Origin of the sequence: Halostagnicola larsenii XH-48 (genome assembly GCF_000517625.1) — an archaeon.
GTDB classification, from domain to species: Archaea; Halobacteriota; Halobacteria; order Halobacteriales; family Natrialbaceae; genus Halostagnicola; species Halostagnicola larsenii.
The window spans coordinates 1,579,207-1,601,933 of record NZ_CP007055.1; the positions used below are offsets into that span (position 1 = coordinate 1,579,207).

Annotated in this window: 19 protein-coding genes and 1 pseudogene; 10 read left to right on the plus strand and 10 right to left on the minus strand. The window is 53.4% G+C overall.

What is annotated here, in order from left to right; genetic code table 11:
• Nucleotides 1-28: 28 nt before the first annotated feature.
• Nucleotides 29-1,006: a hypothetical protein gene (locus HALLA_RS19965; protein ID WP_084568962.1), complete on the minus strand. Its 978-nt coding sequence runs from the start codon at nucleotides 1,004-1,006 to the stop codon at nucleotides 29-31.
• Nucleotides 1,007-1,187: 181 nt separating this feature from the next.
• Nucleotides 1,188-2,012: an FkbM family methyltransferase gene (locus HALLA_RS08085; protein WP_242406156.1), complete on the minus strand. Its 825-nt coding sequence runs from the start codon at nucleotides 2,010-2,012 to the stop codon at nucleotides 1,188-1,190.
• Nucleotides 2,013-2,255: 243 nt separating this feature from the next.
• On the opposite strand from HALLA_RS08085, the gene HALLA_RS19970 reads away from it, so the two are divergent.
• Nucleotides 2,256-3,182 (plus strand): glycosyltransferase family 2 protein, encoded by a 927-nt coding sequence (locus tag HALLA_RS19970; protein ID WP_084568963.1) that lies wholly within the window; start codon nucleotides 2,256-2,258, stop codon nucleotides 3,180-3,182.
• A 19-nt stretch (nucleotides 3,183-3,201) separates the two neighbouring features.
• Here the strand turns inward: HALLA_RS19970 and HALLA_RS08090 are convergent, their stop codons facing one another.
• Complete coding sequence (locus HALLA_RS08090) at nucleotides 3,202-4,473, minus strand: O-antigen ligase family protein (protein WP_157231346.1); 1,272 nt, start codon at nucleotides 4,471-4,473, stop codon at nucleotides 3,202-3,204.
• Between the two features lie 324 nt (nucleotides 4,474-4,797).
• Here HALLA_RS08090 and HALLA_RS19975 point away from each other — a divergent pair, with 324 nt between their 5' ends.
• Nucleotides 4,798-6,177 carry a sulfatase gene (locus tag HALLA_RS19975; RefSeq protein ID WP_084568964.1) on the plus strand — a complete coding sequence of 460 codons (1,380 nt, stop codon included), beginning with the start codon at nucleotides 4,798-4,800 and terminating at the stop codon, nucleotides 6,175-6,177.
• A gap of 54 nt (nucleotides 6,178-6,231) precedes the next feature.
• On the opposite strand, the gene HALLA_RS08100 is transcribed toward HALLA_RS19975, so the two are convergent.
• Both HALLA_RS08100 and HALLA_RS19985 read right to left on the minus strand, forming a co-directional pair.
• Entirely contained in the window at nucleotides 6,232-7,332 is a 1,101-nt protein-coding gene (locus HALLA_RS08100) for a glycosyltransferase (RefSeq protein ID WP_049952875.1), read from the minus strand.
• Nucleotides 7,333-8,648: 1,316 nt separating this feature from the next.
• Nucleotides 8,649-9,506, minus strand: a complete 858-nt coding sequence (locus HALLA_RS19985; protein WP_084568966.1) for a glycosyltransferase — start codon at nucleotides 9,504-9,506, stop codon at nucleotides 8,649-8,651.
• A 285-nt stretch (nucleotides 9,507-9,791) separates the two neighbouring features.
• Here HALLA_RS19985 and HALLA_RS19990 point away from each other — a divergent pair, with 285 nt between their 5' ends.
• Complete coding sequence (locus HALLA_RS19990; protein ID WP_084568967.1) at nucleotides 9,792-10,574, plus strand: class I SAM-dependent methyltransferase; 783 nt, start codon at nucleotides 9,792-9,794, stop codon at nucleotides 10,572-10,574.
• Nucleotides 10,575-10,757: 183 nt separating this feature from the next.
• On the opposite strand, the gene HALLA_RS08110 is transcribed toward HALLA_RS19990, so the two are convergent.
• Nucleotides 10,758-11,213 carry a carboxypeptidase-like regulatory domain-containing protein gene (locus tag HALLA_RS08110; protein ID WP_049952877.1) on the minus strand — a complete coding sequence of 152 codons (456 nt, stop codon included), beginning with the start codon at nucleotides 11,211-11,213 and terminating at the stop codon, nucleotides 10,758-10,760.
• Nucleotides 11,214-11,242: 29 nt separating this feature from the next.
• On the opposite strand from HALLA_RS08110, the pseudogene HALLA_RS19995 reads away from it, so the two are divergent.
• The 6 genes and pseudogenes from HALLA_RS19995 to HALLA_RS08140 form a co-directional block, all read left to right on the plus strand.
• Nucleotides 11,243-11,530, plus strand: a pseudogene (locus HALLA_RS19995) (bacterio-opsin activator domain-containing protein); the annotation flags it as partial.
• Between the two features lie 311 nt (nucleotides 11,531-11,841).
• Nucleotides 11,842-12,693 carry an ABC transporter permease gene (locus tag HALLA_RS08120; protein ID WP_049952879.1) on the plus strand — a complete coding sequence of 284 codons (852 nt, stop codon included), beginning with the start codon at nucleotides 11,842-11,844 and terminating at the stop codon, nucleotides 12,691-12,693.
• Nucleotides 12,690-13,586 (plus strand): ABC transporter ATP-binding protein, encoded by an 897-nt coding sequence (locus HALLA_RS08125; RefSeq protein WP_049952880.1) that lies wholly within the window; start codon nucleotides 12,690-12,692, stop codon nucleotides 13,584-13,586. The genes HALLA_RS08120 and HALLA_RS08125 overlap by 4 nt, the downstream gene beginning before the upstream one ends.
• Nucleotides 13,579-14,199 carry a hypothetical protein gene (locus tag HALLA_RS08130; RefSeq protein WP_049952881.1) on the plus strand — a complete coding sequence of 207 codons (621 nt, stop codon included), beginning with the start codon at nucleotides 13,579-13,581 and terminating at the stop codon, nucleotides 14,197-14,199. The genes HALLA_RS08125 and HALLA_RS08130 overlap by 8 nt, the downstream gene beginning before the upstream one ends.
• A 1-nt stretch (nucleotide 14,200) precedes the next feature.
• Nucleotides 14,201-14,485, plus strand: coding sequence for a transcriptional regulator (locus HALLA_RS08135; RefSeq protein WP_049952882.1), 285 nt, complete (start codon nucleotides 14,201-14,203; stop codon nucleotides 14,483-14,485).
• A 189-nt stretch (nucleotides 14,486-14,674) separates the two neighbouring features.
• Complete coding sequence (locus HALLA_RS08140; protein WP_049952883.1) at nucleotides 14,675-15,106, plus strand: universal stress protein; 432 nt, start codon at nucleotides 14,675-14,677, stop codon at nucleotides 15,104-15,106.
• A gap of 20 nt (nucleotides 15,107-15,126) precedes the next feature.
• On the opposite strand, the gene HALLA_RS08145 is transcribed toward HALLA_RS08140, so the two are convergent.
• A complete protein-coding gene (locus HALLA_RS08145) occupies nucleotides 15,127-16,275 on the minus strand; it encodes an inorganic phosphate transporter (RefSeq protein WP_049954045.1) in 1,149 nt (382 codons plus the stop codon).
• A 50-nt stretch (nucleotides 16,276-16,325) separates the two neighbouring features.
• Entirely contained in the window at nucleotides 16,326-17,024 is a 699-nt protein-coding gene (locus HALLA_RS08150; RefSeq protein WP_049952884.1) for a universal stress protein, read from the minus strand.
• Nucleotides 17,025-17,280: 256 nt separating this feature from the next.
• Between HALLA_RS08150 and HALLA_RS08155 the strand changes: the two genes are divergently transcribed.
• Nucleotides 17,281-19,737, plus strand: a complete 2,457-nt coding sequence (locus HALLA_RS08155) for a hypothetical protein (RefSeq protein WP_049952885.1) — start codon at nucleotides 17,281-17,283, stop codon at nucleotides 19,735-19,737.
• Nucleotides 19,738-20,176: 439 nt separating this feature from the next.
• Here HALLA_RS08155 and HALLA_RS08160 read toward each other — a convergent pair whose 3' ends face one another.
• Together HALLA_RS08160 and HALLA_RS08165 are read right to left on the minus strand one after the other, a co-directional pair.
• Nucleotides 20,177-21,013: a hypothetical protein gene (locus HALLA_RS08160; protein WP_049952886.1), complete on the minus strand. Its 837-nt coding sequence runs from the start codon at nucleotides 21,011-21,013 to the stop codon at nucleotides 20,177-20,179.
• A 202-nt stretch (nucleotides 21,014-21,215) separates the two neighbouring features.
• Nucleotides 21,216-22,667: a sugar transferase gene (locus tag HALLA_RS08165; RefSeq protein ID WP_049952887.1), complete on the minus strand. Its 1,452-nt coding sequence runs from the start codon at nucleotides 22,665-22,667 to the stop codon at nucleotides 21,216-21,218.
• Nucleotides 22,668-22,727 lie beyond the last annotated feature (60 nt).

Genomic DNA, 22,727 nt, shown 5'->3' on the forward strand with positions numbered 1-22,727 from the left:
AGTAGAAATCCATACTTGAGTACTGCACTTACTGATCAACGTAACCAAGATCCGCCAGTCTGTCCGTCACAGTTGAGTCCGCTTCAGTCGTATGATCGTCCGTGATATGATCTTCGGGAGGTTCACTTTTCACTTCCTTTCGTCTGTTACCTTCAATTTCGACCCATGGAACTTTCCGAAGTGCATCTGTGTACACACCAACCGGGTGTCCATACTGGCGACTTCCAAAAGGTAGGACACGTTCTCCAACCAAGTTTCCGTGATCAGAGGTGACAACAGTTTTCTCTGAAAAATCTTCGACGAGATTCTCAACGTGTCCCAAGACGATATTGAGATTCTCGTTATACGCTTTCCAAACGCTTTCTTCGTTTACTTTACCGTCCTCAAGCAATGACCATACTGTCGGATCATCGCGTATGGCATCTTGTCCCTGAACTTGTCTATAGGCAAACTCGTACCCAGCATGATCTCCTATTACATCGGCTGCTTCCCCAATAAATGGGTAATGTGGCTGCATGAAGTGAGCGATAAGACGCTTATTCGGATAGTCCCTGTATGTTTCAAGCGTTCTTTCCTTCATAGTCTCTGGTAGTACTGTTCGTCGTTCACTGTCCCATTCTAATTCCCAAACATCCACAACATCGTGAAATACATCGTTGAGTCCTTGGGTCCTATACATAGGATTTGCAGTGACGTAGACTGTATCGTGATAGGTTTTCCCTGCAAAATTTTCCCGCAAAAACTCTGGTGTTGCTGATCCAAGAGAGTTACGGGATTCCAAATCCGATGAGAATGAGTTTAGACTTTCGAATTGATCATACCGGCATGCATCAAGAATTATTAGATTATCCCAGTCTTCACTCATTAATTCGCATACTGGAGCAGATTCAGAATATCGAAATTCAGAGTATTTCTTTGTTAAGTTTTTCTGTATGTAGGGAATTGCCATATCTTTCCACCAAAACGGATTATAGAAATTCTTCAATAACAACTCGAATTTACTCATTGTTACTCCACCTATATCGTTGTGATATTTCTTTCTTTTCACTCGGTAATTGTGTATGTGGCAATAAAATTATATTTGTCATTCTGATTGGACAGCATATCACTATATCCTTGTTTTCCATAGTACTTTAGAAATAATATGTTCAAAATTTCTAACACTCACAGTGATTAGAAAAGCATATTCATTTTGACGCTCGTAAGAAAAATTCGCTTCTATCGGAAGACAGTTCAGTAACATCGAATCCTGCGCCTTCAAGAAACGCGCGAACTTCCGGAGCGCTGTCGCCGAAGGCTGGAAGTTTCTCTGAGTGGACTTCGACGTACGCAAGACGGACGTTTTCACGCAAGGTCTCGCTTAGTCCACGGAGGACCGATAGTTCTGCCCCCTCGACATCGATCTTCACAACCGATGGAGGGGTGAGGTCGCGTTCTTCGATGACTCTATCCCCTCGAACTGTCTCGACTTCGATTGTTTCCGTGGCCTGATCAGTGGCAATCGCATGCTCTCCTTCCCCAGCCTCATCGCCCGAGAGGGCAAAATCGATTGTTCCATTAGTATCCGAGAGCGCTACCTCGAGGACCCTTGCGTCGAGATTATTCAACTCGAGGTTGCCACGCAATCGCTCTGCGTTTCGAGATTCCGGTTCGAAGGCTACCGTTTGTTGAGATTGTAGTTTCATAGCTGCAAAGCACGTGTAGGTACCAACATTTGCCCCAACATCATAAACAATATCTGTCTTCTTAAGGGATTGGAGCAGGTCTTTAAGAATGGCTTCCTCCCCAGCAAAACTCCGGAATCGCATAAACTCGGTGAACGTATCTGTTTTAAATTCAATTTTGTGTCCATCTATGTCGTGTGTTTGTGTTTTTCCTGAGAAAACATATACCAATTTCCAGTATGGATCAGAAAGAATTTTATTAAGGCCTATTTGACGGACTATGTAGCGGAGGTGTCCGCTATAGAATTTGTCCCTCAATTTTTGCAACAGATATTGGGGTTTCACCATAGATAGCATGTTTACTGCCGTTCGGTCATAACTTATTAGTTAATCGTTGTGGTGGCTTTTATACTGAGTTTATGGACCAGTTCTACAAAGACGAACTGCAAGATAGATACAAACCATAATAAAGGTCACACCTTAATATGCGGGATACAAGCAATTCCCATACGTTGAATACCGTATTAGGGAGTGAATCAAAGAACACAGTATACAGTCGATCTTCGGCGATCCAGTCTGAAAGAGTTCGAAATGAAATCAACAGAGCAAGAAATTACAAGGCCTACTGTTTCGGTTATCATTCCGTCATACAACCGCTTTCGGCGAACGCAGCGTTCAGTGGATTCGGTTGCACAACAATCGTATCCAAATATTGAATTAATAGTAGTAGATGATGGATCTGACCGCGAACTCGAGGAGGTATTATCTATCCCCGATGATGTCTTTACGCAGTATTATATAATTCGACATGAAGCGAACCGTGGGGCAAATGCGGCCAGAAACACAGGTGTGAGGTCAGCAAGTGGGAAATATATCTCATTTTTGGATTCAGATGATGAATTCCATGATGGGTATCTCGAAACGGTCGTAAATACTTTCGAAAGCACTTCCCCAGATTGCGCCGGTGTTTATACCTCATACGTCATGGTCTATGACCAAGGTGATGATTCTATAAGTGAGGTGATAGAAGGAAAGACAGTCATAGATGACATAATAGTCAGAAATAAAATTGGCTCGTTTTCCTCTGTGACAATAAGGCGAGATATCCTTATTAGACTTGGTCTATTGGATGAATCGCTGCCATCAAAACAAGACTACGACATTTATTTGCGGATTCTTAAAGAAGGATACTTTCTCTATGGCGTATCAGACCCACTTGTTAATCATCATATCCATGAAAACAGGATATCCTCCGATATTAGCGCAAAAAAGGCTGGTAAATCTAAATTGTATGAAAAGCATTCAGATATCCTTGACAAGCGATGGTTATCTAATTCCTTACTCACTGAAGGATTTCAAATGGCTAAACAAGGAGATATCCATAACGCCCGACGGAAATTTTGCCGAGCCATCAGGAACAACCCTAAGAATATCAGAGGATATCCTCTTTTATTCCTATCATTATTTGGATCCCAAGCGTTCCAGAATGCTATTAAGCTTGTTCATAGATGGCAGTAAAAGCCTGTATTTAGATCTATTATACCTCACCAGCTTGTTCTGGACTTTGCCCCCGATCGGCTACAATGTTAAGAGATATTAGGCATAAAAACATCATCAACCAATTCAAACGTAGGAGGGAAAAAACGCCAAACATTTGTGATGCAAAGAATGAAAATGTACAGACAACAAACACAAAAGCAATCTCTGAGTATTCAAACAAACCAGATTTCCAGCTGCGGACTGATCTCCAACTAATAATCCCTGTCAGAGCGCTAATACCGAATCCTGCGAAAATACCACCTTCAACAAATGGAATAATGAACATGTTATGTGGTTTGTGAGCATAGCGCTTTTCAAGAGGTGTAATAGCAAGATAGTCTAAGTGGTTCATGAAGTTATTGTAACCTGCTCCGAAAATCAAGTTTTCTTTTAGGAACCTAAAACCTAGAATAATTGGTATAATTCTATTATCCAATGATCCCCTGCCATCTAAGACGTTTAGCCGTTCTATGAATATGTCTGGGACGAAACCAGAAGCAAGTAATAAGATTCCTAGTACACCAAAACTGAGGGCTATTACTCCGCCCTTCACGGCCAAATTCAGTATCCTATCCCGTCGTCCAAATGAGGTTCCTACAATCAAGAAAATCGAAATGAACAAATATATGAAAACCCTTCTAGATTGTGATAATACTATCAACGCTATTCCAATAATTGCAATGGCTCCTGTCAATACCATAGGCTGTATGCGATCTTGTTTCCACTTTGAATAGGCGATATAAGCTCCTAAGACGGTAGCGGGGGCAATGTGAAGCGCAAAGACATTCGGGTTATCAAAGAATAGAATAAGACGTCCGTTCATGAAATTACTATCACTCATATTTGTAATAGCGAAATAGATCACCATTGCAAATAATGAGAAAACAAGGGCGATCGCATGATGGTATAGTTGCCGTCTTGTTCGTGTGAGAGTGTATAACACAGACGACTGTATAATAAATATGAATGTGAGCTGGAGAGGTAATTTAATTGCTTCTGTCGGTTCCTGTGCATTGAACACTGATATTGAATAGCCAAATATTATTAATAGAATAGCAGCAGATACATATTTGTCAGGAAGAACTAATTCCTTTCCTCTTATAACTAAGAGGGAAAATAATATTAAAAGGACAACTTCATAGAGGCCAGCACTAGTAGGAAAGAGCGCAAACCAGGGGGCTAAAAATGTGCTAATATACAACAAGTAATAAAGATATTGGGGATATCCTCCATCTCCATCTCCAAGTTTATTGAGATTGACACCAGACATTAATAAGTAATAGCTTCTACCCAGAGAATATAGAGTTTGTTGGTTCTAATCTATGTGTTTCACAATTAGCTACTGGATATTAATTTGGATGTTTAAATAGATATAATGATATAAACAGCTATCTATCCAATCCGAAGCAAACTATTTCAAGCATCAGTATTGTACAACTGTACTTGTAAATAAGATATTTCACCAATAACTCATGGGTTTTCACAGGATTAGCATATATAATGGTATTGTACTTCCGTTTTCTGGACCCTCATAAACTATCTATACAGAATCAAAAACTAAATATCTCTATTAAGGCTCATATGATATAGTAGAATGTCCCCACCAAATGTAGTCTGGATAACGCTTGATTCTGTCCGATCTGATCATGTGACCCCAGGGGGTGCAACACGAAACACGACTCCAAAATTACAACAGATCGTTGATTCCCCCGAAGGGTACTACCATGATCACTGTATCTCTCACGGACGCTGGTCATTGCCATCAATCACGTCTATTTTGACTGGAACCTATCCATCATATCATCAGACCGGATTTGATAACAACGTTCTCGTTTCTGAAGTTCCGACAGCGAGCGAATTGTTCTCGGATGTTGGCTATACAACGGCCTGTTTGTCTCGGAATCCTCACCTCTCTTCTGAGACGAATCTTGATCGGGGATTTGATCGATTTAAATACGTTCAAGCCTCTACTCTTCTCCAGAACGCTGGTCTCAAAACAACTGCAAAATTTCTTGCGAATATTCGCACCCACTCTGCTGGTTTCGAGTTAAACAAGTATGCTCATTCAACACCATATATCATCAATGATATAGCAAAGCGATGGGTTCAGGACTTTACTCAATCCAATAACCCATTTTTCTTCTACCTCCATTACAACGAGACTCACACCCCGTATTATCCACCACTGCCGTATCTTGATGCATTCGATGAAGAATTCCATATGGAGCCACGTGAAGCCGCGAGACGTGTTTTAGAGATATGTGATAACAAAGACGAACATATGGCCAACGGATTTTCAGAGTTCTCAGACGAAGACTGGCGGATCTTATCTGCCATGTATGATTCTGAGATCAAATACACTGACAAAATGATAGGAGACCTCATTGAGTATGTCATGAAAAAATCTAACCGAAAAACAATATTTATCGTAACCGCTGATCATGGTGAGCTATTTGGTGAGTATGGTGTATTCGGGCATACGTTGGTTCTTCATGACGGATTGGTCCATGTACCACTAGTCACACACGGGCTAGACGTTGAGCAGGATCTCGTGCAACATGTGGATATCCTCCGTACGCTCGCAGAGAAGGCAGGGGTTGATACAGAGTCGATGCAAGGACTTGATCTCCGTACAGAAAGCCGTGATTTCGCAGTAGCCCAAACATCTGCTGCTAATTTGGACCCATATTTGAAATTCAACTCGGAGTTTAATAGCGAACATTATATTCAAGACGCACAATCAGACGTCGTTCGAACCAAATCCCATAAACTTCGGACTGGAAAAGACCAAGAATGGCTCTTTGAACTACCAGATGAAGAGACAGATATCTTAGAATCTAATCAGAATATCGCATATGAGCTACGTGAAAAACGCGATGGCTGGTATCAACAGCATGGATCTGTGTCTGAACGTTCAGACGATACGTACTCTGAAGAGATGATGCAGCGGTTAGAAGATCTTGGATATCACTGATAGCTCGGTCGTATAAGCAAACCTCACTCAGAATGTTGTAGATTAAATATCATATTAGACATCCTGCGCGAGTTCTCGATACGTCTGTTGATACTCGCGAGACATACGAACTGCACTAAGATGATCTGTAGCAACAGTTCGAGGCGCCGCTGTCTCTTTCTCGACGAGTGAACCAAGGGCGGTTGCAAGACCGGAAACAGATCCAATTTCGAATTCAGTGCCTACGTCACCGTACTGGAGGATCTCTTTGTGTGGTTGGATGTCTGAGAGGCAGACAGAGAGGCCGGATGCGAGTGCTTCCATCACTGAATTTGGCAACCCTTCAGATTTTGATGCCGAGACAAAGAAATCGCTCGCTTGGAGGTACGCAGCCACATTGTCAACCCACCCCTCGAAAAAGACGCGACTAGTATCCTGAATCGCGTGTTCGCACTTCTTTCGTAGTGGGCCGTCACCGAGTAGTACGAGATAACCGTCGTCGCTGAGACTACTTTGGGAAAAGCCGCGGACAACAGTTACTGGATCTTTTCGTTCTATCAAGGATCCCACAGAGATGATGATTGGCCCATCGGTTGGCAATCCCAGTTGCTCACGCCGATTCTGTGTTTCAGACGGAGTTACAGGAGTATACGAGGTCGTATCTACTCCGTTTTGAATTGGAGCCGCATCAATTCCATGCGGCTGCACTGCCTGGGCTATCGTCTCCGAACAAGCAACCGGGTACTGCAGCCGTTTCAATATATTTGTGTGGAGAACGGCCATCGGCATCCCTTTCTTCTGTCCGTACTTTGCAGGATAATCATCGAAGGCGTAGTTTCGAATTGTTGTAACGTGGGGGTGCCCAGAGACGAACGCAGTGACCAGTGTATCTGCTCTGATACCCTGTGTGTGAATTATATCTGGATCGTACTCGTTCACAGCATTCCGAAGACGAACTGGCCCTATTAGAGCTCCTTTGACTCGAGACAATCCAAGCGTCTCGTATTCAATATCTAGCTCACGAAATCGAGCAAGTTCTGAATCCTCTGGTTCAGGGGACAGTGTTAGTATCCGGGCATTGAACTCCTCGCTCAAATTTTCGAGTAAGTAGTAGAGTTGATTCGTGGGTCCACTCTGGCGGAGCGTCGAAACGATGTAAAGGAGATCAATGGCCATGCGTCTATCTCAAACTGTTGTGGTTAATAAATAATGGATCGCTGAGTAACGCAGTTCGAAAACGACTATTGGTCTGGCTAAGGTATCACCTCACGAACTCGAATGAGCTTCAATCCTATTGAACGGAAAATTGCGGAAACTCTAAACAGGTTTCCGAGAATAAAACAAGCAGCAAAACACATCTACCAGCGATCAAATTATTTCCTCTTTGGTGACCAGGATTTCACATTCGATGTTCATCCAAAGGCAACCCTTCTAACTCCCGCTCAATATTTCGATACGACTCCATCCAATAGATGCGAATTCTTTGGCTATTTCGACACTTCACCGTGGAGTCAACGAATGGACTCGTTAGTGTATCATCGTCTCACGAACAACGCCCAAGTCTCTCTGCAGTTATACCAGCGTGACTCGTCTCGATCAATAACAACCTCGAGTGCATGGAATTTCCAGCAAGGTTGTAGAACGCAATGGCATCCGACGCACGCTGACCAAATTTTGTACAATGATATTCAAAATGGAACCGTCATTACAAATCTGATTGATGCAACCGGCTCAAATATCAAGACGTACGATCGACCCCTTCAAAGTATGTCTCCATCGGGCCAAGAGTTCATCTCTCTCAACTATCATCGACTCGATCGAAATCGACCTGACTATGGATACGGCATTGATGATCAAACGAAAATACATCACCCATCTGAAGACGGGCTCTGGAGAGTGAATACAGACTCGAACTCAAGCGAACTGATAATTCCACTCTCAGAACTCATCGATAATGACGTAGATCACAAAGACCATTATTTAAATCATGTTCTGTACAATCCATCGGGTGGCCAGTTTGTCTTCCTGCATCGATGGCAAGGATCACAGGGACGTGTTTCGCGTTTGTATGTGTCTGATAGGCTTGGGGACACTCAACTAATTATGGATGATGGCGTTGTTTCTCACTACTGTTGGTTGAACGATTATCAGATACTAGTCTGGGGGCGTACCGAAAGACACGGGGATGGCTATCATATTATTAATGTTGAGAACAATGAACGAGAGCTTGTTCAACCCCTAGACGAGTACGGCGATGGCCATCCGTCTATCTCTCCTGACGGGCAATGGATTGTTACGGATACGTACCCCGATCGCAGCCGTCAACGGCATCTTTTCCTTTTGAATCTCGAGACGAACGAGGTAATTGAGATAGGTCGATTTCTTTCGCCGTTTGGTTTCGAAGGAACAGAACGCTGTGACCTACATCCGAGATGGAGTCCAGATGGAACCGCAATTTCGATTGATTCGGCTCATGATGGAACACGTCGCAGTTATATTCTTGATGTCTCCTCGTTAGTCTCAACGCCGTCTCGAAGGAATGTTCGGTAGATCAAACTCCGAAGGCTGTTCGGTAACAATCTAACTGGAACTCGAACAGCAATATTCCGTAAAAAAGTAACACGAGAAATAGCGTCCATACGGAGGAATTCTCGCTGTATTTCTAGCTCAAGCAGAGAATATTTGACCCCTCCTCTTCGTTCGTATAGGTCATTACTGGCCCGGCACTTTACGAGTACCTCAGGAATGTTTTCAATGGTATACCCCTGAGATAACATTCGCACCCAGAGTTCGTAGTCCTGCATTGATCGGTACGAGCGATAATTCCCGGCCTCCAAAACGGAAGACCGTCGAAACATCACGCTTGGATGGTTTGTTGGAGATCGAAATTGAGCCATCGATCTGACCTCAGCTGCACTTGAAGGTACCTTTCTAACGTTTTTGATATTATCGGGGTTATCGTAGAATTCACCGACATTACTGCCGACAACATCAATATTAGGATTTGAGAGTAGATATGAGACTTGAGTCTCAAATCGGTGTGGTTCGGAAATGTCATCGGCATCCATTCGTGCGACAAGATCATGAGAACACTTCTTGAGCCCCGTTTGAAGTGCTATACCGAGACCTTGATTGGAGTCCAGCTGGATAAGAGTAAAAACATTTGGATGCGCTGAAGTGAATTTTTCGATGGTCTGTTCTATCTCAGAAGGAAGGGGGCCATCCGCAACGAGAACAATCTCCTCGGGTTCTACTGATTGCTCAACGATGCTTCTAAGGGCTTCGTCTAAGTGTTCTGGATCATCATTTTCGTAAACGCTAATTAGAACAGAGAATGATCCATCAGTCATCGTACTCCAGTGAGATTTGAGTCTTTCTCGCTAAAGTTGTTCTCATGACTGTGGGTAACTGCTTAACTTCCATGCGTGTAGAATTACTTGCAAAGTTGGTATACTCAACATTCGTTTTCAGCAACTGTTACTAAGGCTAATGGCTTTACGTTTTGCTGCTTTTGTATTTCTCGTTATGGCTCAACCCTACTTACGATCGCTTTATAGTTTAGTCTGAGGCGGAGCGGAAGTATGCTAGAACAAGTTGATCAAAGAGGTTTTGATACCTAAATAGTATTGTAATTTATGAGCGCGGAAAACCTGAGAGACTGTCCCTTATGCCGATCCTCAGAGAGATCATTATCAAACCAGTACAATGGTTATTCTATAGGGACATGCGACAAGTGTGGTTTTCTCTATGTTTTTGACCCCGGTGAAGACACTGCTTCAGAGGCAAATGCAGAGATAGAACACGCGCGACATACAAAAATTCCAGAACCCCGAAAGCGCCACCAATACATATCAAACCTGATAGAGATGAGTTGCGGATCAAATGTAGATGTTCTTGAGATCGGTTCTGGTTATGGCGGATTGGGAAAATTACTTGAGAAAAAAGATCACACATATGTCGGATTTGAACCGAGCAATATACGTGCTGATATAGCAACTGAAGGTGGTTTGAATGTCATAGACAAGGTTTTTGAGCCAGCAGAAGTTGACCAAGCTTTTGATGTTGTAGTAATTGATAATGTGCTGGAGCATGTTTTGAATCCACTTGAGTTGATTATTGATGCGGCGAGTGTGATCAAGGATACTGGAATTGTAATTGTCATTGTCCCCTCCAGAAGAGATCTCCGACGGTTACACCCAAATTGGAATGATACACATTTCTGGATCCCAGATGTACACATTAATTTTTTCAGACCAATGGATCTGAATCGGTTATATGCAAGATCTGGCCTTAGCATGACTCCATTTCCCCCATCTGCTTTCGAAATAGGGACAATGAAAGATTTACTATTCAGATTCAAAGCATCTATTGAATATTTTGACTATTATCCCTTGTCGTTGTATACATATGGGTCATAACTAGATGCGATAAACTCCAATTTAGATACTAGTTGGATGGCAAAGTCCGCCGCCTTTCACGTCGGGATAGACCTTCTGGGCAACCCGGAGGATCCGCATTGGGAGGTGGATTCTCGAGTCACCGGTTATGTTATTCGGTTCAAAACGACGTTCGAGGTGAAAGTCTGTCGTCCAGACACACCGTCACAGGGCCCGTGTGTCTCCCCAGTGGGCCGAACTCGAGAAGTCCCGACGAGCAACCAATGTAGGGGCTCGAAGGCGGTAGCAAACCGATCCGACGAGGACCAGCGCAGCGACGCCCGGCCACACCACTGACAGCGCCACGTCATCCGCCTCGGCGGTCGACTCGAGCGACGCGACGCTTACCGCGTCGCCGCCCGCAACTGGCAGCGTCTCGCTCGTCGACTCGAAACCGGGGGCCTCGATGGTCACCGTGTACTCACCGGCTTCCAGGGCGACAGTCCCAATCCCGTCGGCGTTTGTCTCCGCGGTGTGCTCGCCGATCGTGACGGTCGCCTCTGCAATCGGATCCCCGTCAGCATCCTCGGCAGTGGTGGTCGCGGTGTGTTCGTCCGCGTCGCCGGTGGTGAGCGTCTCGGTCGCGGTGTCGGTCACCGTAAGCGCGACCTCGTCCCTCACTCCGACGAGATGTCGATGGCGTCGCGTCGGCGACGATCGACGCGGGGACGGGACGGTGCGAACTGGTCGCCTCCACTCCCACACCTGAGGGGCTGCTGGCCGAACGCGGGAGCAGCGTTCTCGACACGGTCGTCGATCACGGACGGGTGACCGTCACGGTCGTCTGTCCCGAAGGCGGGGGCGTCAACGCGCTCTCGTCGTCGCTCGAGGAACAGTGTCCCGACGCTCGCGTCGGTTCGATCCAGCCGAACCGACATCCGACGAATACGACGACGGTGGGTGATCTCCTCGTGTCGATGACCGACAAGCGACGATAGGCGGTCGAACTCGCCTACGACTCCGGGTACTTCGAGCGGGCGCGGGAACACAACACCACCGAAATCACCTCCAATTCGGCGCCTCTCGAGCGACGTTCACACAGCATCTCCGCGCGGTCGAGCGACAACTCCTCTCTCGAGTCTTCGACTCGAGCACCCTCGTCTAAGGCTTCTTTCTCGCGAAATTTGGCGTCATCACTGTACAAGCTCAGCAATGTACAAGCAGACCATCGTTTGTTGACGAGGTGTTTGCGTTGCAAAGTTACTTTGCGCCACAAACTTATTTGTGAGAGGGTATCGATCCAACTGGTATGAGCGCCGAGAACCATCGTGGCCCACCTACAGGTCGCTTCTTCGAACAGACCACCGGGTTCGCCGTCAGATCCCTTCGAACGCTCAGACGAAACGGTGCCGTCGTCTTCTGGGCGGTGGCGTTTCCGGCGATGTTCTATCTGATGACGGTGTACCTTTTCATCGATACCAGCACACTGTCGGCGGAGGTGGCGAGCGTCGTCAAGGCGACCAACGCGATCTCCTACGGGACGTTCGCAGCGCTGATCGTGTTCCTGAACACGTTCTCACAGTCGCTGGTCGACGACGTTGAGGGGGGTCGGTACGCGCAGTTTCGAGCGCTTCCCGTCCTCCCGAGCGCGGACTTCTTCGGGCGGTTCGCGGCCGCTTACGTGTTCGCACTCGGCGCGGCCGGCGCGGTCCTCGGCGTCGGGTGGGCTACCGGCGCGACGTACGGCACTCAGTCGGCCGGTTCCATTCCCGTCGCGCTGTGTAGCTTGTTCGCACTCGGCCTGTTCGCTGCGAGCCTCGCCGTCGTTCTGGTCGCGGCTGTGCCCGAAGCGAAATTCGCTAGCATCATCGCCATCAGCGTGGTCATGATCGCGTTCTTCCTTACCGGGTACAACGGCATCCAGCCTGGCATGGTCGCTTCCAGCGCGGAGTTCGTCAACTACGTGCCGAACGCGCTTGCCACTCGGCTCGCGGTGTATCACCTCGTTCCCGTCGGTGACTGGACCCAGGCCGGACTCGCCGCACCGAGCGCACCTGTCTCACCCGTCTTCGTCGCACTCCTCGCGGCGTACGCCGCAGCTGGGGTCGGCGTTGCCGTGTTCGCAACTCGACACTCGCTGTATCGGGGTGAAATCAAATGAGCGTCGACACGCCCGCTATTGAGGCACGTAATCTCCGCAAGGAATTCGGTGATGACGGCATCCTCAACGGTATCGACCTCGCTGTACAGGAGAACGAAGTTCTGCTGTTGATGGGGCCCAACGGCACGGGAAAAACGGTCCTGCTATCGTGTCTCGCTGGGAGTCTCAATCCCACCGCCGGAGACGTTCGCGTGTTCGGCGATCCTGTGAGAGAAGACGGCGGCCACAGCCTCTCGCTGTTGTTACAGGGCGGGGCGAGTGTTGACAGTCTCTCCGGCCGCGAGACCGCGGCGTTCTACGCGCGACTCCACCCCGCGTTCACGGACCGGTGGCGCGATCTCGTCGACGATCTCGGGCTCGCAGATGACCTTGACAAGCGCATCAAACACTACTCCGAGGGCATGAAACGGAAACTCGAGCTTGCCCTCGCGCTCGCTATCGATACCCCGCTGTATCTTCTGGACGAGCCCACCGCCGGCGTCGACCTCTCGATGGTACAACGGTTCCACCGCGCCATTCGGGACCGAGTCCGAGACGGTGGGACAGTTGTTACGACGAGCCACCGACCTGTCGATGCGGACCTCGCAACGCGTATTGCGTTCGTAAACGACGGTAGCATCACCGCTGTCGGGACGCCCACGGAGCTACTCGACGGCGTGCCCCCGGTCGTGCGCATCGTGGGTGCCGGCTCGGATACCGAGACGCTCGAGTCGCTCGTCGCCGATGGCACGCTGTTCTATCACGGCGACGAACGTCGCGGCTTTCTCGCTGACGGCATCACGTCTGCCAGTCTCGAAACGGCGACAGGTACCGGCGTGACCGCCGAAATAGTCGAACCGAGCTACACCGACGCGTTCAACTATTACGTGCACACAACACGGACCAATGAGTGAGGACATCGAACCCGCGGATCTCCAGCGCGACCTTGATCGCATCAAGGACGCGATGGGTATCGCGGAACGCTACGAAAACGCGCCCGAGCAATGGCTGTTGTTCGGCGTACTGATCGCCGTTGGCTGTGCGCTCTCTCAGTTCGTCGTCCTCGAGCGCCTCCCGGGCTACTGGTTTTTCGTGATCTGGTTCGGGTTGTTCGGCGCGTTCGGTGGGGCTCTCTACTGGCGGTCCGACAGCCGCTCGTGGGGACCCGGAAGCGAGGCTCCGAACGTCGGCTTTCAAATCCTCGTCGTGTACGCCGGGGCGTTCGCGGTCCAGTTCGTCACCGCGCCGTTCCTTCCGGACCTCGGCTACCTTTCGATGACCGCCTACGTGCTCGGCCTCGTTCTCGTGATGCTCGGGATCGCGTACGTCGTCGCCGGGGAGACCCTAAAGGCCTACCACATCCGCGACCGAGACCGATACGCGCTCCACGCCGGCGGCGCCCTGATGGCCGGTCTCGGCATCGCCATCCCGAACGTCGAACCGCTCCACGAGTGGGGGTTCGCGGCGTTCGGCCCGCTGTATCTGGTGTACGCGACAGTAACCTATCTGATGCTGACGAGAACGTAGAATGGATCTCGACAAACTCGTCCACCAACCGACGCGACTGCAGATCTTCGCCTATCTCTACCAGCACGGCGAGTCGAGTTTCAACGACCTCACCGAGGATCTAGATCTCACGGAGGGGAATCTCTCGAGTCATCTTCAGCGCATGGAAGCGGCCGACGCGGTCGAGATACGGAAGGAATTCGTCGATAAGCGCCCTCGTACAAACGCGGTCCTCACCGACGAGGGCGAAGCACTATTCGAAGACCACGTCCAGCAACTGCAAGGACTCATCGACGAACTGGAATAACAGAGTGACTGGACTGGGTGCCAATTCCGACAGTAGTCGTTACAGCGGTCGTGCAGGATACAGCGGATGTCTGCACCACGGCGCTCCTGTTTATTCCGCCATCGTTCGACTGAATCAGGCGATTGGTAGATGTGCGAAGTTCTCGTAGCCAACGTGAGATACAAGCCCTTGACCCGCGAGTAAGTGAGTGTGGAACCATCACATGTGCTCGTCCCGTTGGATGGCTCACCACTAGCCGACGACGCCCTCGAACACGCACTCGACGTCTTCGACTGCCAGATCACCGTGTTGAACGTCGTGACGCCGCTTGACGCGGATATGAGCGAAGGCGGTGTTCTGGAGCCGGACGAAGCGCGACTCAATGCGGCACGCACTCGAGCCGACCAGCTGGTCGAGCGTGCCCGCCATCAGACTGCGGCGAAGGACCGTCCGGTCGAAACGGCTGTCGAAACCGGTGAGCCGGCAGAGACGATCCTCGCGTACATCGACACGACTGACGTGGATCACGTGGTGATGGGGGGTCATGGTGGTCCCAAGACCGGGGCGCTTCGTCGCTTGCTCGGTACTGTCGCAACGACCGTGGTCGGTAAAGCGCCCGTCCCGGTGACGGTTGTCCGGTGAATTTCGTGGTTGAATATCACCTACGCAATCCCAAGGAGCGTCGAGAAGAGTCGGTAGAGTCCAAATCCGATCCCGATAGAACTCGCCAGTGTGAGCAGCCAGAAGATGATCGTGGTGGTGATTTTCTGGCGGGAGACACCGGCAGTGCCAGCAGCTAGGCCGCTACCGATCACACCCGAAATGATGATATTGTTGAACGAAATCGGAATGCCGAGCACAATTGCCGTCTGGGCGATGATGAATCCGGGGACGAGCGCCGCAATCGACCGGCGAACGCCTAGCTGTGCGTATTCACGCGAGGTTGCTTGCAACAATCGGGGAGCACCCATCCACGCACCTGCCAGGATGCCGGCTGCGCCGATGATCAGGAGCACAATCCCCGGCAGTCCGAGTTCGATACCGTACAGCTCCTCGAGCGGTCCTGTCGCGAGTCCGACTTGACTGCCACCACTACTGAACGCAACGATCCCACCGAGGATGAGCAAGAACGCTCGGATTCCCTGATCGACGGACTCGTACATCTTTTGTCGCATGAGCCGAAACCCGACAGCCGCAAACACGACCGTGACAGCGACCACTACGACGTCGATGCCGGCGACGCGTGGGTTTCCTAGCGTGAGTGATACCAGGTCCGCGACCGATCCCTGCGGACGGTCGGGATGGGGAATCACTCCGAGACGGATATGCGCGAGGATGCCTGCGACGACAGCTGCCAGGAGCGGTACCCCCACCGTCTCGGGAATATCGTCCCGGCGAAGGAGTGTCGCCGTGAGAAAGGCGAGTCCACCCGATGACGGTGGGACGAGCACCCAGAACGTTCCGATCCGGCGATAGGTATCGAACGCCGGGGCGCCACCGAGCGAGAGGCCGACACCGACCATTGCTCCGGTGGTCGCAAACGCCGCCGGCACCGGATACCCCGTGTAGACGCCGAACGACATGAACGTCGCCGCGACCAGTAGGCCTGTCGTTGCCGCGAGCGGCGTGATCGTGACGCCGCCGATGAGGTCGGCCCCGACAGTCTCGGAGATGCTGCCGCCTTGCGTAACTGCACCGGCTGCCGCGAGAATCCCGATCAGGAACGCTGCCTGCATCGTCGAAATCGCATTCGCACCGATTGCAGGGGCGAACGGCGGAGAGTTGCTGTTCGCCCCGAGCGACCACGCCATGAACAGACAGGTCACGGTTGCGAGGCCAACGAGGGCCCAGAATGCCAGCGTCACGACTGGTCCCAGAGCCGCTCGACGTACCTAAGGCCCGTTCTACCGACGACGGCACCCGAACGCGCGAGTAGCACCGTCCGATCAGTCCGATGACTAACTGGCTGCGGGATCGATCCGACAAGTCGGCGTCGAACCGCGCCGTGGCGTGTCGCCCCGAAGATGATCACGTCGTAGTCGGGTACTGTCTCAGCGATCGCGTCGGAGACATCCTCACCAGTTTGGAGCAGTGTTTCGATCCGTATGTCCGGACCGGGTGCCTCCTCGAGCGTCAGTGTGGCAGTTGCGATGTCGTCTTTTGCAGCGTCGGGATCACTATCGGACTCACCGACTGACAGAACGTGAACGGTCGCGTCGTTACGAACGGCGATGGCTTTCGCCGCCAGTGCTGCTGATGGGACGTGGGGTCCGTCGGCCACTGAGTGACTAACGGACATTTCATGGTCGACAGGGACATCATCTGGAGCGACGGTCGTCGCCGCGTCGAGCATCTCCTGGGTATCTCCCGAAAACGTCTCGATAATCATTTCATCAGCGTCCATAGAAAACGGGGAGCCGTGCGGTTTGACGATGACAGAAACCATCTTCACTCTCGTATCGAGCAGGCGAGCGAGGTCGCCGACAGCCCGGACGAGTTGTTCAACGTGGTCCGAATTCGCGACTGCGACCAGTATCGGCTGGTTCTTCAGTTCGGTCATTGAGAGCGATTTCTTGGCCTTCTTGGTATCAGATTGATACTCTCCGTTCAGGTCGTGTGTACTTAATATTGTGCCTCATTGTAGATGAACATCGTGTCGATTCGGATGGCGTGGTGGTATCTAGTTCTAAGCACTGTTCGCTGAGGGGATGTCTCGAGACTGATTTCATATCGAACTCGAGAACTGGAGACATCCCCTTCTCAGACAATCAAATAGAGCGAAAGGATAATCAGGCCACACTCGGACGTACGCGGTAATGGCCGCAGATCCCGCCGAGGTCGCAGATAGGGCGGCGCGCTTTTGCGAGGAGCGAGCCGACGGCGAGGAAACCCTCGAGATCCTCCTCGAGACCGACGCCGTCCACGAGACGTGGACGTTCGACGACCTACCCGTCGATTCAGGCACCTTCGGCGAGCTCGTCTCCCGCGATCTCGTGGCGAAGATCGACGGCGAGTACCGGGTTTCGAGCCGGGAGGGCGTCCGGGCGGGACTCGAGGGCGAGTCGATCGAAGCCGTCGACGACGAACCGGGCCGCGAGTTCTCGAGTCCGATCGACGTCGACGGGAAAACGACGCTTGCGGTCCTCGGATCGCTCGTCTTTCTCGTCGCCATGCGCCTCCTGAACGCCCCGTCAGTGTTCCGCGACGGGACGATCCTCTCGCCGGGGAACGATCCCTACTACTATCGCTACTGGATGGAACGCCTGCTCGCCGAATCGAACGGCCCGACCGATATCAGCCTTCTCTCGGAGATGCCGGGTAGCGCTCCTAACGTCCGCCCGCTCACCCACGCGACGAACTGGTTCCTCGCGGAACTCGTCGGCCCGGACGCGGTCGCCGCGTGGCTTCCCGTCGTCGCCACCCTGCTTCTGGGGGTCCTCGTCTACTGGCTCGCCGTGATCGTCACCGACGACGTTCGCGTCGGCATCGCCTCGGTCGTCCTGCTCGCGCTGACGCCCGTCCACGCCGTCTACTCTGGCGTCGGCTTTCTCGAGCACCGCCTCCACCAGTACCTCTGGCTCGGCGTGACGCTGGTCGCGTTCGCCTGGCTCGCGGTCGATCTCCGCCGACGCCGAGCCCGAGACCCCGATCCCGACCGAAACCCGGACCAGCGGCTCTCCCAACCCCTGCGCGATCATCTCCAAGACACCTGGACCTGGGTCGCGGCCGTCGCGCTCGGGGTCGGACTCAGCTTCTCCGCGCTCGCCTGGGGCGGCTCGGTCCTGATGTTCGTCCCCGCATCGGCCTACGTCGGCCTGAAAGTCGCGATGGACGCTCGAGACGGGGTCTCTCCCGCGGCCGCCGCCGCACCGATCGTCGCCGGCCTCCTCGTCGCCAGCGCCCTCACTGGGTTCTTGCACTTCCGGTGGGGCTGGCACGACGCGTTCGTCGCCATCGTTCCCGTCCTCACCGTCGCCGCCACCCTCGTAATCGCGGCTCTCGGCGAGGTCTGGGTGCGACTCGAGTGGCCGACGGCCGGACTGGTCGGCCTCGAGGTCGTCCTCGCCGCGGCGGGGATCTTCCTCTTCCGACGGCTGCGCCCGGCGGAGTGGGCGCGCCTCGCCGAACGCGCGGACGATCTCTTCTTCCGGTCGGGATACACCGAGTCCGCCTCGCTGTTCTCGGCCGACCTCGCCGTGATCCACGGCCCGATGTCCCAGCTCGGCATCCAGTTCTACGTCGCGCTGGTCGTCCTCATCTGGACCTGCTGGGTGGCCTACAAGCGCTACGAACCGGCCTGGTTGCTCTTGAGCGTCTACGTCGTCTTCTGGGTCGCCATGGCCGCGATTCAGGTTCGCTTCGCCGCGCAACTGGCGGTCCCCCTGTCCGTACTCGGCGGCCTCGGGCTCGTCCACCTGACGGCCTGGGTCGACTTGGCCCGCCTCCCCGTGCCGTTCCGCGAGGACAGTGAGTCGACTCGAGCGGGCCCACTCGACCGACCGAGCACTCGCGCCACCGACGCCGACGGCGGCGAGTCCGAACCGAACATTATCCTCCCGACGGACGCCTCGACGGTCGTCTATCTCGGCATCATCGCCCTGATCGTCTGCGGGATGAGCCTGATCTTCGTCCCCTCGTTGGTCGCCCAGACCGCCCACACCGACGGCCAGTACGAGGTCGCGACGGCGATCGACGACCACGCCGAAGAGATAGACCGGGAGTACCCCCAGAACTTCGTCCTGAGCGAGTGGCCGGACAACCGGATGTACAACTACCTGGTCAACGGCGAGTCCGACAGCTACGGATACGCGAACGCCTACTTCGACGAGTTTCAGGCGGGCGACGATCCGGACGGCTGGTACGACCAGTTCCGGAGCGACGACGTCGGCTACGTGGTCGTCGGCGACACCGACGCCTCGGTACCGGACAACGCGACCGCCCACCAGCTCCACGACGACCTCGGCACGGGCGGCGAGGACGGTGACGCGCTCGCCCGCTACCAGCTTCTCGCGACGAGCGAGAACACGTCGGCCTTCGCGGTCGTCCCCGGTGCCACTATCGAGACGGCCACCGACGCCGACGGCCCGGTGACGGTCGCCACCGAACAGCAGATCGACGGCGAGTCGATCACGTACGAACGCGAAGTCCAGCCGGAAGACGGCGCTCTCGAGGTAACGGTTCCCTACGCGGGCGAGTACGCGATCGATGGAGAAACGGTCACCGTCGAGCAAGCCGACGTGCTCGAGGGCAACACCGTCGGTTCGTCACAATAACAGTAGATAGTAGCACGGCTTCTTTATTCAGAACCCTCCCTGAAATCGAATCGGATGCTTCGGTAACTACAGACGCAAATGGAACGCTGGGAAAGATAGTAGTATCCACGAGCGAAGCGAGCGGTTCCCCGCCGGAGCGGGGTGAAACCCCGCGAAGGCGGCCTTTTGGCATCAACAGGTTTTGCCGGGGTTCGATCGAGTGAGTAAAACGAACGAGGGAGGACCTCGGTAAAAGAGGTTGCTGTACTGAGCGTGAGTTTCACGGCCAACTCTGAATAAAGAAACCGTATTACCAACTACTGATAACTGGGGTTTTCCCGATCCGGCGTCCCGGTTTTCGAACCGACGGTTTCGAATCCGATCACTCATGACTGAACCCCGTCAGTGCCCGCTCTCGAGCATTTCTGACGAGGTTCCTCCTCCCTTGCCGAACCGGTTCTCAGTGCCCGTAGGCCGCCAGCGGTGAGTCGATGGCTCGGCGGGTCGCCGGATAGACGATCCCCACCATCGCCCCGAAGACGACGAGCGCGCCCAGGCTGATCCGGTGGAAGTACGGGATCGGACGCGAGAGGTCTAACACGAGGCGCATCCAGAGCGGCACGGCGACCGCGACGACCGTCGCCCAGGCCATCACCGCGACCACGACCCCGACGCCTGCGCCGGGGACCGCGCTCATTACCCGCCACCGGCGGTCGAGCACCTCGAGGACGATCCCGAAAACGCCGCTGGCACCGAGGCTACAGCCCAGGAGGAACACCCAGCCGGCGATCGCGCTCTCGCGACCCCACAGCGCGGCCAGCGTCTCCATTCGACCAGCCCAGGTGAATACGAGTCCGACGCCGACGGCCGCGACCACGCCGGCGACCGCGGCGGCGTACCCCGTCACCAGCGCTCGAGCCAGCAGGTGATTCCACGGCGACCCACTCCCTCGACGGCCGTGCTCGCCGACAAGCGATGCGCTCGTAAAGCAGGCGACGGCACCCACGAATCCCGTGACGGCCGCGCCGGTACTCAACAGCTCTCGAGTCGCGAACGCGGGTTGGTCGAGCGCGTGGTGGGCGGCGAATAGGTTCGCCCACCGCGAGCCGTGAAGCGTCGCCAGTTCGGTCTGAAACACGGGCGTCGCGTAGTTAACGTCCGGAAACATGCCCCAGAGACCGCCGATCGCGACGATCCACAGGTGGCGTCGCGTCAGGTGACCCCGGAGCGCGAGCGGCGTCGCTACGAACAGCGCGAGCGTCGCGCCGGCGAGGAAGTGGACGAGTGAGGGTGCCATCGATGACCGTGCAGGGGGAACTGCGATTGAACGCACCTACCTCGGGCGCGGTATTAAACGGCGGGACTTCGTCTCGGGTTCGAAGAATCGTCGACACGTGCCGCCCGTCTACCTCCTCGAGCGAGTTCCAAAAGAACGAAGCCGGATTTCTCTGGGTACTCGAATCACAACACAGCGTACCGGCTTCGAACCCATAGCGCCATCAGCTAGAAATCGTCTCCCAGGTGTCGACACACACTTTCCAGACCTGGCGCAACACGATCTTCAGATCGAACCAGAACGACTGGCGGCGGATGTACTCGAGGTCGTAGCGCAACTTCGCGTCCGGCTCCGTGCTCTTGGCGTCGTTGATCTGTGCCAGCCCGGTTAGACCGGGTTTGACGAACCACCGCTTGCGCCACGACGCCGTTTCGCGCTCGAGTATCTGCTCTTCGTCGGTCCAGGCCGCTCGCGGGCCGACGACGCTCATTCGTCCCAGCAGGATCGCCATGAGCTGTGGGAGTTCGTCCATGTGCGTCTTTCGCAACACGCGTCCGACTCGAGTGATGCGGTCGTTTTCCCCGTCTTCGGCGGGTGTTGCGGACTCGCCTTCCTGTACCATCGTCCGGAACTTCGAGACGGTAAAGGTCTCCCCGAGGCCAGCGGTTCGCTCCTGGCTGTAGAGGATAGGGCCGGGACTATCCAGCCGAATCGCCGCGCCGATGAGGACCATCAGCGGGGCGAAGACGACGAGTCCGACGAGGGCAAACACCACGTCGAACAGCCGTTTGAACACGGAGTCGAGCGGATCCCACGGCTCGAGGTCGATGTCGACCAGTTCGCCGAACTCGCCCTCCGAAACGAGCACGCTGTCGGCGTACTCGCGGTGAACCTTCGCGTCGACTCCGTGTTCGAAACACGCGTCGAGCGCCCCGAAGAACTCCGCCCGATCGGGCTGGTGAAACGCCAGCACCACGGTATCGACGTCGTACTCGACGAGCACGTCTTCGATGCGCGAGAGTCCGCCGAGTCGGTCCAGATCGGTGAGTTCGTCGTACTCGAGGAGGAGTCCGTCGCCCGTCTGGATTCCGCCGTCGGGAACGGCCTCGATCGCGTCCAGTTCCCCGTTCTCTACCAACTGGGACGAGAGAATGTTCGTCGGACAGAGATAGCCCAGGATCGGTCCCTCGAGTTGCGTCGTAATCTGTTTGATCTGGTCCGGATCGTCGCCCACGAGCAGCGTTCGACCCGAGTCGCCGGGCGGTCGGCGTCGCATCGAGACGAACCACAGCGGCATCGCGACCGAGAGCAATCCGACGACCATCACGAGAGTCGCTCGAGGCAGTCGGTGCGACCACTTGAAAAAGCCGAACGTCGCGATGGCGAGTCCGCCGGTTACCACGCGTTTCTGGGTGAGAAAGATCGTATCGAGCACGCGTCGCGGCCGGGGTTTATAAAGCGGCAGCAGACAGCCGATCATCACGAACGAACAGAGACCGACCGCCCACAGAAACATGGGACCGGTAAGCGTTTGCTCCTCTAATCGATTGAATACCGGAACGTACGTCGTAAAGAGGTGCTGGAACTCTGGATGGTTCGCTACGAGCACGGAGACGACGGTAAACGCTACCACTCCGGCTGCACTGACGATCCGATAGCGCCACCCAGTTACCATTCGTTAGTGAGCACAGACGGAACGTATATAACACCTGTTATGTTATGACTGATTCAATAT